This is a genomic window from Bilifractor sp. LCP21S3_A7 (assembly GCF_052118825.1).
Taxonomy (GTDB): Bacteria; Bacillota; Clostridia; order Lachnospirales; family Lachnospiraceae; genus Bilifractor.
Window position 1 is genome coordinate 210,917 of sequence record NZ_JBQKGL010000004.1, and the last position, 14,635, is coordinate 225,551.

Consider the following 14,635-nt stretch of genomic DNA (forward strand, 5'->3'; position numbering starts at 1 on the left):
TATATTAGTAGATTTTGTGGGTCTGATTCCGATACTGTGTCGGAGTCAGACCATATTTTTTCTTAAATACAGTCTGAAAGTAAGACTGACTGGAAAAACAAAGATAGTTACTGATTTCGCTTAATGTCTTATCCGAATATGTCAGGAGACTTTTTGCCTCTTCCAGCTTACACCGCATAATGAAGCTGCAGACATCGAAGCCGAGCTCTTTTTTGAACTTGTTTGTCAAATAAGAGCGGCTTCTTCCGATATGCTCAGCTACATCGCCAACCTGAATGGATTCGTTGATGTGGTGAGTAATAAACTGAATACACTCAAATATTTCCAGAGACATTCCCTGAGGAATTTTATTTTGCGAAACCCGTTCCGTAAAATCAATCAGCATAGAATAAGACAAGGTTTCAATGTGGGAAATATTCTGCAGCTTTTCACATTCACGGATATATACATCGGCAAGCTGGTAAGCCTGTTCCATATCCATTCCTCCGGCAATGGCACTTCTTGTAACAATTGCAACAGTTGTAATGAAAACATTCTTTTCCTGCCGGAGGGAGTTGTCAGCCATAAGACCACCCGATAATTCGGAGGGGGTGTTTAACAATGTTTTCATTTTTTCGACGTCTCCATTTTGAATATACTGCAGAAGTTTCTGTTCAAACTGGTAGGTATTATGAAAATGCTGTTCTTCCTTTGCATTCATCACCTGATTGGAATGTACATTGGAAAACTCGCTGATGCTGCTTATGTTTTCCAGATTAAAATGCTGTCCAACAGAAATATATTCATCGTTGAAACACAGGTGAAGCCAGGCAAGTGTCTGGAGAAACTGGTTAAAGGAAATCTGAGGAATATTGACCAGAAATTGGAGTATATCCGGTTTGTGTTCCTGACTGATTGCCCATTCCTGCATGAAAGTGCGAAGTGTAAGATCTGAAATAGGTGTGCTGAATACAGGGCCAATGATGATTACGCAATCAGCATGCTCCGGCTTTATATAACCATAATAGCCGAAGGACTGCGAGATAAAATAGTCCGGGTTTTTTGTGAAATGTCGGAAACCGGACAGGATGCCTTTAAAAACAGACGGATCTTCCAAAATCGAAGGAAAGGAACAGTCATTGTCGGGTGAAGCGTGGTAATAGCCAATCGGTATGGAGGTTGATGCATAAAATAATTCACAAAATGCCTTTAAATCAGTAATCATGGAAGACTCCTCCAGGTAAAACCGTACTTTTAAACTCTCTTTGAAATGGATGTAATACTAATTATAAGGTGTTCTATTTATAAAAACAAGGACAAAATTGAAATATTGTAATCAATATTGTAATACAAAAATTATATGGTTTGATATTTTATAGATAACTCGTAACTGTGAGGGTACTGAACAGTTACGATAACTCAATGAAAGTATTTAAAAGGAGAACTCAACATGGGAATGGAAGATTTTTGGGAACAGCTTCCGACAGGAAAAGAAGATAAACCATTGCTTTTTGAAATGGGACCGCTGGAGTACGATTTTCATGATATTGACGGATTGTATTTTATGCTGGATCGTCGACTATCCGGCTGTCTGCTTATGATGTGGGCAAAGCCGATGAATCCGGATATTCAGGGAACCGTCACCTTAGATAGCAGGGTGGTATCCGGCTGTATCAACCAATATATGGAAGTTATGGGAAATATGTGGGTGCTTGGAATTCCGCTTCGGGGACTTGTGACAGAGTACGGTCGGGAATATCAACTTCACGTGGAAGGTTTTGTGGACATGGATGGGAATGAGATGAATCCGCAGGATTTTACGGTCAGAGGTGTGAAAAAAGTGAAACCGAAGCCGGAAGATGCAGCACATGAACAGATTGCACTGGAAGCCGCCAGGGAGGGAATCGTTCTTTTGAAAAATGAGGCGGAAGTTCTTCCACTGAAGAAGGGAACGGTATTGAATCTGTTTGGCAGAGGTATTCACGAATTTCGTATCGGAGCAGTGGGGGCAGGCAAAATCAATCCTCGCTACAGTGTTAATTTTGTGGAGGCTGTCAGGGAAGGAGAAGCTTATTCACTGAATGAAGAACTGGTTGAATTTTACGGCTGTGACAGGGATGAGATACCGGAGGACGAGATGTTGATGCGTGCAAAGAAATTGTCCGATACGGCAATCGTGTTCCTGACACGTGCAGCAGGAGAAAACCAGGATGCTTCCACGGCGAAAGGGGAATACTATCTGAGCGAGGCTGAAGAAGCACTTATTGCAAAAGTAACGGATACATTTGCAAAGACAATTGTGGTTTTAAATGTCGGATATCCGATTGATGTGACATTTGCAGAAAAGTATGCAGTTGCAGGACTTATATATTCGGGATTTGGTGGAATGCTTGCAGGACCGGCACTTTCGGATATCCTGATCGGGGCTGTAAATCCGTCAGGGAAGCTGCCGGATACATGGGCAAAGGATTATTTTGATATTCCGTCGTCGAAAAATTTCTATGACTGTGTAGATAAAACACGTCTGACAGCAGATGAAAATATATATGTGGATACTTGTTACGAGGAAGACATTTATGTGGGATATCGTTATTTTACAACATTCAGGAAAAAAGTGGCGTATCCGTTTGGCTACGGATTAAGTTATACAGAGTTTTGTATCAGGCAGGAGAATATTCGATTTGACGGGGAAGTACTGGAACTGGATGTATATGTGAAGAATGTCGGGGAAAAAGCCGGAAAAGAAGTTGTTCAGGTTTATGTAGGCAAACCGGAATCAGAACTGGAGCAGCCGGAAAAAGAACTGGTATTCTTTGAAAAAACAAAGGAACTGCTTCCGGGAGAGGAACAGAAGATTCCTGTTCATGTTCCGGTGAAAGTATTGACTTCATATTCGGAAGAAAAAGCGGCGTATATTTTATCAAAAGGATATTACCGTATTTATGTGGGAAACAGTATTGAAGCAGCGGAATGCGGCGGATTCGACGAAGAAGAAACAAGAATAATCAAACAGGTAACCAATCTGCTTTGCTGCGATTACAAATTTACAAGATTATCCAAAACAAATCCGGATGATACATGGCCGACAGGAGCGCATTCCGGAGTGGTCAAAAATAAGTTGACATTTTTGCCTTATGAGAAGAGGAAACATTATCCTGCAAAGTTTGATATGGAGAAACCGGAAGAGAAGGTAACATTTGATGCTGTAAGAAAAAATCCGTCACGTGCGGCTGAGTTTGTGGCACAGATGTCACCGGAGGAACTTGCCCGCATCAGCATCTGTGCCTCGGCAGGGTGGGGAATGGAAGGTATCGGTGAGGCAGGTCGTGTATTTCAGACAGAAGGATATGATTTGCCGGACTTTCCGGTGAGCGATGGAAACAGCGGAGTCAATCTGAACATCAAAAATATTGGAATGCCGTCAGGCGTTACAATCTGTGCTTCGTTCAATAAAGAATTATCGGAAGCAATCGGGTGTGTAATCGGGGAAGAAGCGAAGGCATTGGGCATGCCGCTGGTTCTTGCACCAGCATTTAATATTCACAGAAATCCGCTAAATGGACGACAGCCGGAATATTTTTCGGAAGATCCGTATTTGTCCGGTGTCATGGCCGGATTTTATGCAAAAGGATTGGAAGGAGCCGGGATCGGAAGCTGCTATAAACATTTTATCGGGAACAACTGTGAATCTTCCAGAAAGCGAAATCAGAGTCTGATTTCCGAACGTGCAATCCGGGAAATTTATTTCCGAACTTTTGAATATGCGATGGATGTTCATATGCCAGCCAGCTTTATGACGGCGTATAATGCGGTAAACGGCTGCCCGACAGCAGCGGATGAAGAACTTCTACAGGGGCTTCTCAGAGAAGAAAATGGGTTTGCCGGTTTTGTAATGACGGATTGGACAACCTATGACAGTGTAGATGTGGCAGCAATGGTACAGGCGGGAAACTGCTGGATTACGCCGGGCTCTAATGATGATACATATACCGGTCAGATAAAGAAAGGATTGGAGAACGGTACCATAGACATGGCAAGACTTCAGGAGAATGTTACCGCTCTGATTCGTACAATGGCAAAATTTTCGTAACTGTTCAGTACCCTCACAGTTACAAATTTTCATAGAATAGAAAGAATCAGAAAAACAAAAAGAGAGAGGAAATGCATATGATTCGTGATTTGACAATAGAATACAGAAAAAATCCGATAGGAATCGATGAGAAACCACGTTTCTCATGGAAGTTGGAGAGTGAAAAGCAGGATGTTGTGCAGACAAACTACCAGATTCAGGTTGTCAGCGGAGGCCGGCTTATGTGGGACAGCGGCCGGGTGAAAAGCGACCAATCCGTTCTGGTGCCATATAAGGGTGCTGCATTGAAAGAGATGACTGTTTATCAGGTGCAGGTCAGTGTATGGGATAATTACGGAGAGCTGGGACAGGTGACAGGAAACTTTGAAACCGGTTTGATGAGAGAAGAAAACTGGAATGCAAAATGGATTACCCATACACTTCCGGCTGAAGAGACTGCATGTCCGGTATTTGTCCGCAGCTTTTCTCTGGACAGACCGGTGAAGAGAGCAAGGCTGTATGCGACTGCCTGTGGTGTATATGAGGCATTTATTAACGGAAGGAAAACAGGAGACTTGTTCATGGCTCCGGGCTGGACATCTTATCATCACCGACTGCAGTATCAGACTTATGATATTACGGAACTCCTGGAAAAAGATAATGAGATTACGGTTACTGTAGGAAACGGGTGGTATAAGGGAGAACTCGGGTTTGATGCAAGACCGAATATTTACGGCGACAGAACGGCTTTGCTGGCAATGGTGCGTATCGAGTACGAAGACGGGGAAACTATCTGCATCGGCACTGATACGGACTGGCATGTGGAAACAGGAGAAATTCTGTTTTCCGAGATTTATCACGGTGAGATACAGGATTATACAAAAGAAAGAAGGCAGGTGGGAAAGGCAGTTCTGTTTGAACATACGGATGATATCGGGCAGATTGTGGCGCAGGAATCCGAGCCGGTCCGGGTAACGAAACGGTTTGATGTAAAGGAAAGGATCGTGACTCCAAAAGGAGAATTGGTGTTTGATTTCGGACAGAATATGGCAGGACTGGTAGAAATACGACTTCCAAAACTTATGGGAGACAGATTAGTTATTCGATATGCAGAAACACTGGATAAAGATGGAAACTTCTATACAGAGAATCTGCGGACGGCAAGATGTACAGATACATTCGTATACGGAGAAAAGCAGGTGGGAATGCTTGTGATGCCGCACTTCACTTTCCACGGATTCCGTTATATTTGTGTGGAAGGCGCAGGAACGGAAACAGAGGCATCGGATTTTACGGCATGTGCAATGCACACAGACATGCAGCCGACAGGAACATTCACATCCGACAACACGTTGGTTAACCAACTGCAGAGTAATATACAGTGGGGACAGAGAGGCAACTTCCTCGATGTTCCGACAGACTGCCCACAGAGAGATGAACGGTTGGGCTGGACCGGAGATGCACAGGTATTCTGTGGCACAGCCTCCTATAATTTCCACACGGCATTATTTTTCCGAAAATGGCTGCGGGATATGGCAGCAGAGACCACTCCGGAGTGGGGCGTACCTCATGTTGTTCCGAATATTCTCGGAAATCAGGCGGGAGCAGCGGCATGGAGCGATGCTGCGACAATCATTCCGTGGACGATTTATAAGGTTTACGGGGATAAAGAGATGCTTGCGGAGCAATTCCCGATGATGAAGAACTGGGTGGATTATATACATGCGAGAGTCTCGAAAAACGGATTGTGGCAGAGTGGATTCCAGTATGGAGACTGGCTGGCGCTGGACATAGAATCCGGAAGCACCGACCGGACAGGCGGAACGGACAAATATCTGGTGGCAAATGCTTATTACGCATATTCGACCAGGATTGTGCGGGATGCTGCGGATGCATTGGGGTATGCAGAGGAAGCAAAAGCATACGGTGACTTATATGAAAAAATAGTAGAAGCCATTCATGTGGAATACGTGACAAGAAGCGGACGAATGGTCAGTGAGACACAGACAGCCTGTGTGCTGATGCTGTACTTTGACTTGATAAAACCGGAATTTCGTAATCGGATTTTGGAGACATTGGAGTTAAATATCGGGGCACACCATAATCATCTGACGACAGGTTTTGTGGGTACACCGTATCTGTGTCATTGTTTGTCAGAAAACGGTCTTCACGGGTTGGCGGATGAAATCTTTATGAAAGAGGATTTTCCGGGCTGGCTCTATGCAGTAAAGAAAGGCGCAACGACAATCTGGGAGCGTTGGAATTCCATTCTGCCAAATGGGGATTTTGACGAATCAGGTATGAACTCCCTGAACCATTATGCGTACGGTTCGATTGGAAGCTGGCTGTACGAAAAAGTTGCAGGAATACGCTGTATGGAACCGGGATATAAGAAAATACGGATTCAGCCGACGCTGACAAAGGGAATGACAGAGGTGTCCGCAACTTATGAATCCATATATGGAACAATCGTAAGTGCATGGAGCTGCAGAGAAGGAAAAATCTGCGTGGACGTGCAGATTCCGGCGAATACAACGGCAGTTATCCAGCTTCCGGAGAAAGAAGCGGAATTTACGGTTGGTTCCGGCAGATATCATTACGAGTACAAGACGGATACCAATCTGAAATTCGAGAAATATTCGTTGGAGTCAACACTCGGAGAGTTGGTCGCCGAAGAACTTGGCCGCAGTATGTTTGAAGAAATGGTGCCGGGAATGCTGGAAGACCCGCTGATTAAGTTTGCATTGTCCATGACCATATCCGATCTGCTTATGCAGGATGCGCAGGCAAAGCCAATGTATCTGGCAGTCATTGATGCGCTGAACGCTGCAAATTCAAAATTATAAAAAATAAGCTAAAATTAAAATACGTACAATTAGGAATGTGATATTTTAAGCTTACAGGATATCAAGAAAAAATGTGATACGAAATGAAGGAGGAACACAATGAGTAAAAAACCATTAGGAAAGGACAAATTCGGTGTTCAGAAAGTAATGCGCGTGAAGGATTACTTCGGAGATGCTATGGGACAGTTCGCATTGAATGCGATGTCCACACTGGTAGGACAGCTTACATACTTCTATACGGATAAGGTTGGTATGGCTGCCGGGGCGATTGCAACAATGTTTATTGTCTGTAAGATTATTGACGCATTTACAGACCTGATTATGGGAAATATCATTGACCATACAAAACCGGGAAAAGAAAAATATCGTCCGTGGCTTTTGAAAGCGGGAATTCCGGCAGGTATTGTAATGGTTCTGATGTTTACGGTGCCGAAAATAGGAGATATGGGACAGATTATTTACGTGACAATAACGAACATTCTTCTGACAGCAGTATTATATACGGCAATGGCAATCCCTTATAACTCGCTTATGACCGTTCGTACGAACAGCCAGGAAGAACGAGGCATCATGGGAACATGGAGAGCGGCGACCGGTTATGTGGCAGGTATGATATTTGCAATCTGTATGATTCCGATTACGAATGCACTGGGCGGAAACCAAAACGCATGGATTAAATTTGGCTTTATCATGGGAATTATTGTAATACTGGCAGCCTTGATTTGTTATGCAACAAGCCGTGAGACAGCAACAGAGGCAGGAGCGGTAGTAGAAGCGAAAGAAGAGGATGAAGAAGTGATTCCGTTTAAGGAAGCGCTTGGAAAGCTGTTCCACAACAAATACTGGGTGATTGTTCTTGTGGTGAATCTGCTCTCATGCATTATATATGGTCTTACAGCGGGTGCGGGAGTATATTACTGTAAATGGATTTTCGGCAATGACAACCTGGTCGGCGTTCTCGGAGGAATCGGAATGATTCCGACCCTGTTAGGATTCATATTTGTAGGACCGATGATTAAGAAACTTGGTGTTGTGAAAACGCTGCTGGTGAGCTTTGCAATGGGTGCAGGAGCAAATATACTGCTTCTCTTCACAAAAGACATCTTTTTCTGCTACGCATTATTCGGAAGTATTACAACATTTGCAACCATTCCGATGATGTGTCTGGTTGGAGTTATGACGGCAATGTCAATTGATTATAATGAATATAAATATGGTGTAAGAATGGTAGCAACCTCCAACAGTGCATCCAGCTTTGGCGGTAAAGTGGGAAGCGGGCTCGGAACATCTATTATCGGCTGGTTCCTTGCGGCAGTCGGCTATGATGCTGCACTGACTGCAGCGCCGGCAGCTACAAAAATGGCAATTTACGGATTCACTATTGTAACACCGTTAGTGATATTTGTTATTATGTTTATTCTTGTAAGCAAGTTTGATCTGGAAAAAACACTTCCTGCGATGAAAGAAGAAATTGCAAAAAGAAAAGCACAGAATGCCTAAAAAAACGCCAAAAAGCTTCCTGTATAATTTAAATAGGTCAAGAGATTGACAAAAAAATACCTCAAGTAAAATTAGATTATTACTGACCGGCAAGTTGGTAAAATCTAACGAATACAAGAGGTATCTACAATGAATATTAAAGGTTCAAAGAAGAAAAATCAAGTTTTATCAGTAAATAAGAGATTCAACAGTAACGGATTTTATTCAGTGTATTGAGTGTGAATATAGCAAAAATTGCCGCTTAGTTTAGCAGACTGGGGCGGCTATTTTTGTGTCTTATTGCTTCCTATTGTGTATCCGAGACTGAAAGCTGTCAAGTATAGGCTAATAACAGCAATCAGACCTTCAAGCGTCAACATTGGCATCCCCTCCTTTAGCAAGATTTCCGTCAGCCGAGCTGGGGATTTCTATGTAATCGGAGGGGTGCTGAGTGCCGGTGGCACTCGTTTAGCACCGACCGTAACGGAGTGTAGACCACAGTCCCTCCGTAGAAGGACTAACCGCCTACCGTGTAGGTAGCACCCATAGAACGATCATAACAACCTGTGAGTGTATATGCAATCCTAAATTTGTTTTTATTGAGTGTTCACCAAAGAAGTTGTGATAACAGTATGATAACAAAATAATTCAAAATCAGAAAAACGCTCCGGATTTCCGGCTGAAAATGATAATAAAAAGACAGAAATATACGAAAAAAACGTCTTAATATGCAAGACCGATACCGTTTGAGAGGACGAACCACTTCCAGGGGCGAACCGAATTCATCGGGATGATTGATTCCACTCTTGTGGAAGCAGACTTCATCCTGAACAATCCGCAAAAAAATGTCATCTCCGAGGAGCATATCATTCCGGAAGGAAAAGATGTGGAAGCAGTCTGCCATCTGCCGTTTGTGGATGACAGACTGCATCGTCATGATCATCTTGAAATTGATTATGTATACAGCGGATGCGCCGGGCTGCAGACAGAGGATAACACCTATATCCTGAAGGAAAATGAACTCTGCATCATTCCTCCCGAGATGCTCCATAACCTGACAGTGGATGATGAGGAGAGCATCGTCATCGGGATTATGGTACGCATGTCAACATTCGATACGATCTTCGGAAATGTATTGGCCATGGATGATCTTCTCGCAAGATACTTCAAAAATATTCTATATAATAAGAACAACCGCCATAGCCTGCGTTTTCACATTTCTCCGGAAGATGAACTGTTTTCAAAGCTGATTCAGGACATCATCCTCGAAGCACACAGCTCTGCACGGTATTCCGGAGCAATAGCCAACTGCCTGATACAGGAGATGTTCTTCCTCCTTCTTCGCGAATACAGCAGCACAGCCACCTATTTCACCCGGGACGAATTTATGTCAGGCCAGAGCCAGTTCCTGATGATACTGGAATACACACAGAAACATTACGACACGGTAAGCCTGGAATTCCTGTCCCGCTTCTTTAACTACAACGAAAGCTACCTGAGCCGCATGTTTAAAGAGAAAATGAACATGAACTTTAGTGAGCTTCTGATGAACATACGAATGAAAAAGGCAACAGACCTTCTGAAAAACACACGCTACAGCATTGCGGACATCTCCGAGATGGTGGGGTACACCTCAGTCGATTACTTTACAAAAGCATTCAAAAAAACCTACCAGCTCACACCTTCCAGATACAGGAAATCTTCCTGACGGCAATCAGATGATGGACCATCGTTCCGGGGGGATCTGCCGGGGTTGTGAAGAGCCGGATGACATTGCGGAGAAGCTTCGGATGGAGCTTGGCATCAAGCTCATCAACGATCCCCAGACGCCCCTCCTTCAGGGCCATCAGGATAACAGGGAGCGCGGCAAACAGCTTGCTGAAACACATTTGATTTTTCAAAGGCATCTCTTCGGAGATGTCTTTCTTTTTGCCATTTTTAAGGAGGTGAGCGTCGTATGGCTGGCTCTCGTATTAAAGAAATCACAATAGAAATAGACGGCGATACCACAAAACTCACCACGGCTTTGAAAAAGGTCGATAAGCAGATCAGGGACACACAGAGCAGTCTCCAGGATGTGAACAAGTTGCTCAAAATGGATCCGGGGAATGCCGATCTTCTGGCGCAGAAGCAGAATATCCTCTTTGCTTTTTTTTATTATACGCAAAATAATCTTTTGTGGTGTATCTTTAGATACAGAAAAAATGATATTACAGCGCTATACTTGTATCGGAAGGCGAGAGGAGGATGTCAGAATGATACGAAAGATCATCCATATAAATGAGGAAAAATGCAATGGCTGCGGCACTGACCAACATGCCGCTGATCGATGAAAAGCTTGGCAATATCGCTGCGGTAGTATTGAACGATGTAAGAAAGAACGGAAAGAAAAGTGATTTTGAGGAGGAGAAACATGAGAAAACATGTAAAAGGAAATGTCAGTTGGGTCGGCTATATTGACTGGGAACTGGAAAGCTCCCATGGGGATGACTATTCCATCATGAACGGCTCCAGCCAGAACGCTTACTTGATTGAAGAGGAAAAGACGGTCCTGATCGATACTGTATGGACGCCTCACCGTTTTGATTTTGTGGACAATCTGAAGAAAGAGATCGACCTTCATAAGATCGATTTCATTGTGGCAAATCATGGCGAGTGTGACCACTCCGGTTCTTTGACGGCTCTCATGGATGAGATCCCGGACACGCCCATCTACTGCACTGCAAATGCCGTTAAAAGCATTGAGGGACAGTATGGTAAGCGCGGCTGGAACTTCCATGTGGTAAAAACCGGCGACAGCGTGGATATTGGTAACGGCAAGAAGCTCGTCTTTGTAGAGATGCGCATGCTTCATTGGCCGGATTCCATGGCGACCTTCATGACAGGAGACAACATCCTGTTCTCTAATGATGCCTTTGGACAGCACTATGCCGTAGAAGAACTGTTCAACGACAAGGCGGATCAGTGCCTGCTGAACAAAGAAGCCATGAAGTATTTCGCCAACATTCTCAATCCGTTTGCACCGATCCTGACGAAGAAGCTGGCGGAGATCACCGGTTTTAATCTGACCTTTGATATGATCGCACCTTCCCATGGCGCGATCTGGCGTGAAAATCCGCTGCAAATCGTTGAGAAGTATGCCGCGTGGGCAGATGCGTATCAGGAGGACCAGGTCACTATTGCTTATGATACTATGTGGGAGGGTACCATGAAGATCGCGCATAAGATCGCGGAGGAGATCCACCGTCAGAGTCCGGAAACCGTCGTGAAGGTTTTCAATATTGCCAAGGCAGACAAAAATGAGGTCATGACCGAAGTATTCAAATCCCGAGCCATCGCGGTTGGTTCGCCCACGGTGTCGAACAGTTACCTGTCCTCTGTTGCGGGCTGGCTGGAATTTCTGAAGCAGCTCAAGTTCAAGAACAAGAAAGCTGCTGCGTTTGGCTGTTATGGTTGGAGCGGCGAGAGCGTAAAACTCCTGCAGGCGAAGCTGGCTGAAGCAGGCTTCGAAGTTATAGAAGAAAACATCCGTTGCCAGTGGAACCCGGAAGACAGTGATTTTGCCGGGATTCCCGCCCTTGTTACATCGCTGATCGGTAAGCAGGAGGAGACTGCGGAGACAACGGACAGCAGCGATGGCAAGCCGGCCAAATATCAGTGCGGTCCCTGTGGTTATATTTATGATCCGGAGAAGGGTGATCCTGACAGTGGCATCGCACCCGGAACTGCATTTGAGGATCTGCCTGATGACTGGTGCTGCCCGATCTGCGGTGTGAGCAAAGACATGTTCGAGAAAATGGGTTAAATATGCAGCATGGAGGACGCGGCCATCCGGGAAGGTTTCCGGGATTTGAAACCCGGAACCGCTTATGACAACTTATATGAAGCAGCCCTTTGCCGGGAGCGTGCCGACTGGATCGTCGGAATGAACGCCACCCGGCTTTTTTACGCGAACAGTGAGCCGCAGCCGAATGCGAAGTATTCGTGTGCGGCGAGCGTCGCGATAGCGAGATCTTTGGTCATTTGGGAATTCAATTTAGTCATTTGGAGGGGGAAATGACTAAATTGAAATGGCTTATGACGTAATTGAAAAAGTGTTCGCTTCCGAGAAGAAATTAATTGAAAGTATTCGCTCAATAGAATATAATTAAAGAGGCGTTTTTTACACATTTTTGGAGGAAAACACTATGGAATATTTGACTTCAGCAGAATGCGCAGAGAAGTGGAATGTATCTCAGAGATGGGTAGCGATATATTGCAAAGAAGGCAGAATCGAAGGAGCCATCCAGAGAGGCAGAATGTGGTTCATACCGGAAGGAACAGAGAAACCGATTGATCCACGTAAAGCTAGAAAATTAGAACAGAATAAATAGTAAATAATCCTGGAGGATATAGATAAATGGATAACGCAAGTATTAAGAAGTTGGAAGCAGACCTGTGGGAGTCTGCAGATCTTCTGAGAGCATGATCTAAGCTTACATCAAATCAGTATTGTATGCCTGTATTGGGACTGTTGTTCCTTAGATACGCATATAGCAGATATAAAATGGTCGAAGAAGAAATTCTGAAGGATAGACCAGTTAGAAACGGCCGAAAGATGCCAGTGGAAGCCAGTGACTTCACAGCTAAGAGCGCACTGTTCCTTCCTGAGATGGCTCAGTTTGATTATTTGGTCAATCTCCCTGAGAATGTTGCATCTATGGGACTGGTAAATGTATCCGGACAGACTATGGAAGTCTTGGCGAAGTGGTTAATAATGCCATGGAGCTTGTAGAACAGCAGAGCGATCAGCTTACCGGTGTACTGCCTAAGAGTTATACAGATTTTTCTGATGAGATTCTTGGAGAGCTTCTTAGAATCTTTAATAATAATGCATTGGATGAAGTAGGAGGAGACGTTATTGGACGTATCTATGAGTACTTCTTAAATAAGTTTGCAAAGAATATTGCATCTGATGATGGAGTATTCTTCACACCTAAGTCTCTGGTAAAAATGATTGTAAATATCCTTGAACCAAAGAGTGGTGTTCTTCTTGAAAACATTCAACCGAAAATGATACAATTTAACGCTTACAGAATGTGTGCGTGAAAAAAGGGTGCAAGGTCAAAAATTAGGGTGCAAATGTAGACATCGGGTTATGACCCGATTTTTTTGTGCTTTATATTTTTACAAATTACGTCGAAAGTATTTACAACTAGAAATATGAGTGATATATTGGAGATACAGATACAAGTAACACCAAATGTAGATACAAAAGGGGCTCTCAAATATGAAGATGGCATCTAAGTTCATACAGATAGAATTCGCTGACTCAAGAATCAAGGCTGCAGACTGTTTACGGGACCTGCGCGATGCGACAGAAAGCGCATCACTCAATTTGTATTCCAGATACAATGTTCAATTGGAAGTTCCAATGCTAATCGGAAACAATGTCGTCCTGGAGGTGAGGGTTCCTGTAGATATGGTTTCCAGTTTTGCGATCGGGAATCACTTAAGAGGTGTTTCTGCATATCTCACTAAAAACTGCAATGGAAGATATAACAATCACTTAGTTGGAAATCGCCTTTTGGTGTACACGGAAATCCCGTCACCTGAAGTAAAAACACAAGAGATGTCTACTGTTGATCGGCTGGAAGTGATAAGAAGGGTAGCAAAACTTCTCGAGCGTTCAGATGAAGAAGCAATGGATTACATCAGTAAGATCCTATCCATTCTAAACGATGCAGGAGAATGAAAAAAAATATTGCAACCACAAATAAGTAGCGGAGAAAGGATAGCAACATGGAAAATGGGATTGAAAACTTAACATTGGGAGCACCGGAATTAGCAAAGCATTCAACTGTAAATGTTAGTCTTACTGGCTGGCCAGCTGCTGTTGCCTTGATGAGCATTCCGGCAGCAGTAGTTGCTGTTTATGCTATCAAGGCAGTTGCACATTGTTAAAGGAAGCGAAGCAATGAAGAAGATTACAAATAAGCAATATGAAGAATATCAGAAGTTGCTGGATGACAAGGAACATGGCCGTATACTTACGCCGGATGGGTTGCGGCTCATCTGTTCCGCATGCAATTATGATCCGACTGAGATCGGAAAGATTATGCTTGAGAATCTTGCAAATTTACAGGCCAAGGGTGCTGTCAGTATGCATCCCGGACAAGATGTAGATCCAGAAGCAGACAATAGTGAAGTCTGACGAAAAGAATAAGTGAATTGCTGCAGAACGAATAAAAAACGTCACCTCCGGTTTTGTCGTAGGTGGCGT

13 protein-coding genes and 2 pseudogenes are annotated in these 14,635 nt (G+C 43.9%); 13 read left to right on the forward strand and 2 right to left on the reverse strand.

Features of this window, described 5'->3' with window-relative positions:
• Positions 1-4 precede the first annotated feature (4 nt).
• Positions 5-1,204 (reverse strand): helix-turn-helix domain-containing protein, encoded by a 1,200-nt coding sequence (locus ACTQ1O_RS05325; RefSeq protein ID WP_441474033.1) that lies wholly within the window; start codon positions 1,202-1,204, stop codon positions 5-7.
• A 225-nt stretch (positions 1,205-1,429) separates the two neighbouring features.
• On the opposite strand from ACTQ1O_RS05325, the gene ACTQ1O_RS05330 reads away from it, so the two are divergent.
• The 4 genes from ACTQ1O_RS05330 (at position 1,430) to ACTQ1O_RS05345 (ending at position 10,081) form a co-directional block, all read left to right on the forward strand.
• On the forward strand, positions 1,430-4,069 hold the full coding sequence (locus ACTQ1O_RS05330) for a glycoside hydrolase family 3 C-terminal domain-containing protein (RefSeq protein WP_441486411.1): 2,640 nt from the start codon (positions 1,430-1,432) through the stop codon (positions 4,067-4,069).
• A 77-nt stretch (positions 4,070-4,146) separates the two neighbouring features.
• Positions 4,147-6,894, forward strand: a complete 2,748-nt coding sequence (locus ACTQ1O_RS05335) for a family 78 glycoside hydrolase catalytic domain (RefSeq protein WP_441486412.1) — start codon at positions 4,147-4,149, stop codon at positions 6,892-6,894.
• Between the two features lie 99 nt (positions 6,895-6,993).
• Positions 6,994-8,394 (forward strand): MFS transporter, encoded by a 1,401-nt coding sequence (locus ACTQ1O_RS05340; protein ID WP_441486413.1) that lies wholly within the window; start codon positions 6,994-6,996, stop codon positions 8,392-8,394.
• Between the two features lie 769 nt (positions 8,395-9,163).
• The gene (locus tag ACTQ1O_RS05345; protein ID WP_441474029.1) at positions 9,164-10,081 is read left to right on the forward strand and encodes an AraC family transcriptional regulator; all 918 of its coding nucleotides are present in this window, start codon (positions 9,164-9,166) and stop codon (positions 10,079-10,081) included.
• Here the strand turns inward: ACTQ1O_RS05345 and ACTQ1O_RS05350 are convergent.
• Complete coding sequence (locus tag ACTQ1O_RS05350) at positions 10,050-10,274, reverse strand: AAA family ATPase (protein WP_441474028.1); 225 nt, start codon at positions 10,272-10,274, stop codon at positions 10,050-10,052. The two genes, ACTQ1O_RS05345 and ACTQ1O_RS05350, sit on opposite strands and share 32 nt — an antisense overlap.
• Before the next feature lie 56 nt (positions 10,275-10,330).
• On the opposite strand from ACTQ1O_RS05350, the pseudogene ACTQ1O_RS05355 reads away from it, so the two are divergent.
• From ACTQ1O_RS05355 to ACTQ1O_RS05395, 9 genes and pseudogenes are all read left to right on the forward strand, one after another.
• Positions 10,331-10,516: pseudogene (locus tag ACTQ1O_RS05355) on the forward strand (phage tail tape measure protein); the annotation flags it as partial.
• Positions 10,517-10,653: 137 nt separating this feature from the next.
• On the forward strand, positions 10,654-10,833 hold the full coding sequence (locus tag ACTQ1O_RS05360) for a hypothetical protein (protein ID WP_441486414.1): 180 nt from the start codon (positions 10,654-10,656) through the stop codon (positions 10,831-10,833).
• Positions 10,787-11,968, forward strand: a pseudogene (locus ACTQ1O_RS05365) (flavodoxin domain-containing protein); the annotation flags it as partial. The gene ACTQ1O_RS05360 and the pseudogene ACTQ1O_RS05365, both read left to right, overlap by 47 nt.
• Positions 11,966-12,178 (forward strand): rubredoxin, encoded by a 213-nt coding sequence (gene rd, locus ACTQ1O_RS05370; protein WP_441486464.1) that lies wholly within the window; start codon positions 11,966-11,968, stop codon positions 12,176-12,178. The pseudogene ACTQ1O_RS05365 and the gene rd, both read left to right, overlap by 3 nt.
• A gap of 690 nt (positions 12,179-12,868) precedes the next feature.
• Positions 12,869-13,147, forward strand: coding sequence for a hypothetical protein (locus ACTQ1O_RS05375; protein ID WP_441486415.1), 279 nt, complete (start codon positions 12,869-12,871; stop codon positions 13,145-13,147).
• Entirely contained in the window at positions 13,135-13,461 is a 327-nt protein-coding gene (locus ACTQ1O_RS05380; RefSeq protein ID WP_441486416.1) for an N-6 DNA methylase, read from the forward strand. The genes ACTQ1O_RS05375 and ACTQ1O_RS05380 overlap by 13 nt, the downstream gene beginning before the upstream one ends.
• Before the next feature lie 181 nt (positions 13,462-13,642).
• Complete coding sequence (locus ACTQ1O_RS05385; protein ID WP_441486417.1) at positions 13,643-14,107, forward strand: hypothetical protein; 465 nt, start codon at positions 13,643-13,645, stop codon at positions 14,105-14,107.
• Between the two features lie 47 nt (positions 14,108-14,154).
• Complete coding sequence (locus ACTQ1O_RS05390; protein ID WP_441486418.1) at positions 14,155-14,316, forward strand: hypothetical protein; 162 nt, start codon at positions 14,155-14,157, stop codon at positions 14,314-14,316.
• Between the two features lie 13 nt (positions 14,317-14,329).
• A complete protein-coding gene (locus ACTQ1O_RS05395) occupies positions 14,330-14,566 on the forward strand; it encodes a cytochrome C (RefSeq protein ID WP_441486419.1) in 237 nt (78 codons plus the stop codon).
• Positions 14,567-14,635: the final 69 nt, after the last annotated feature.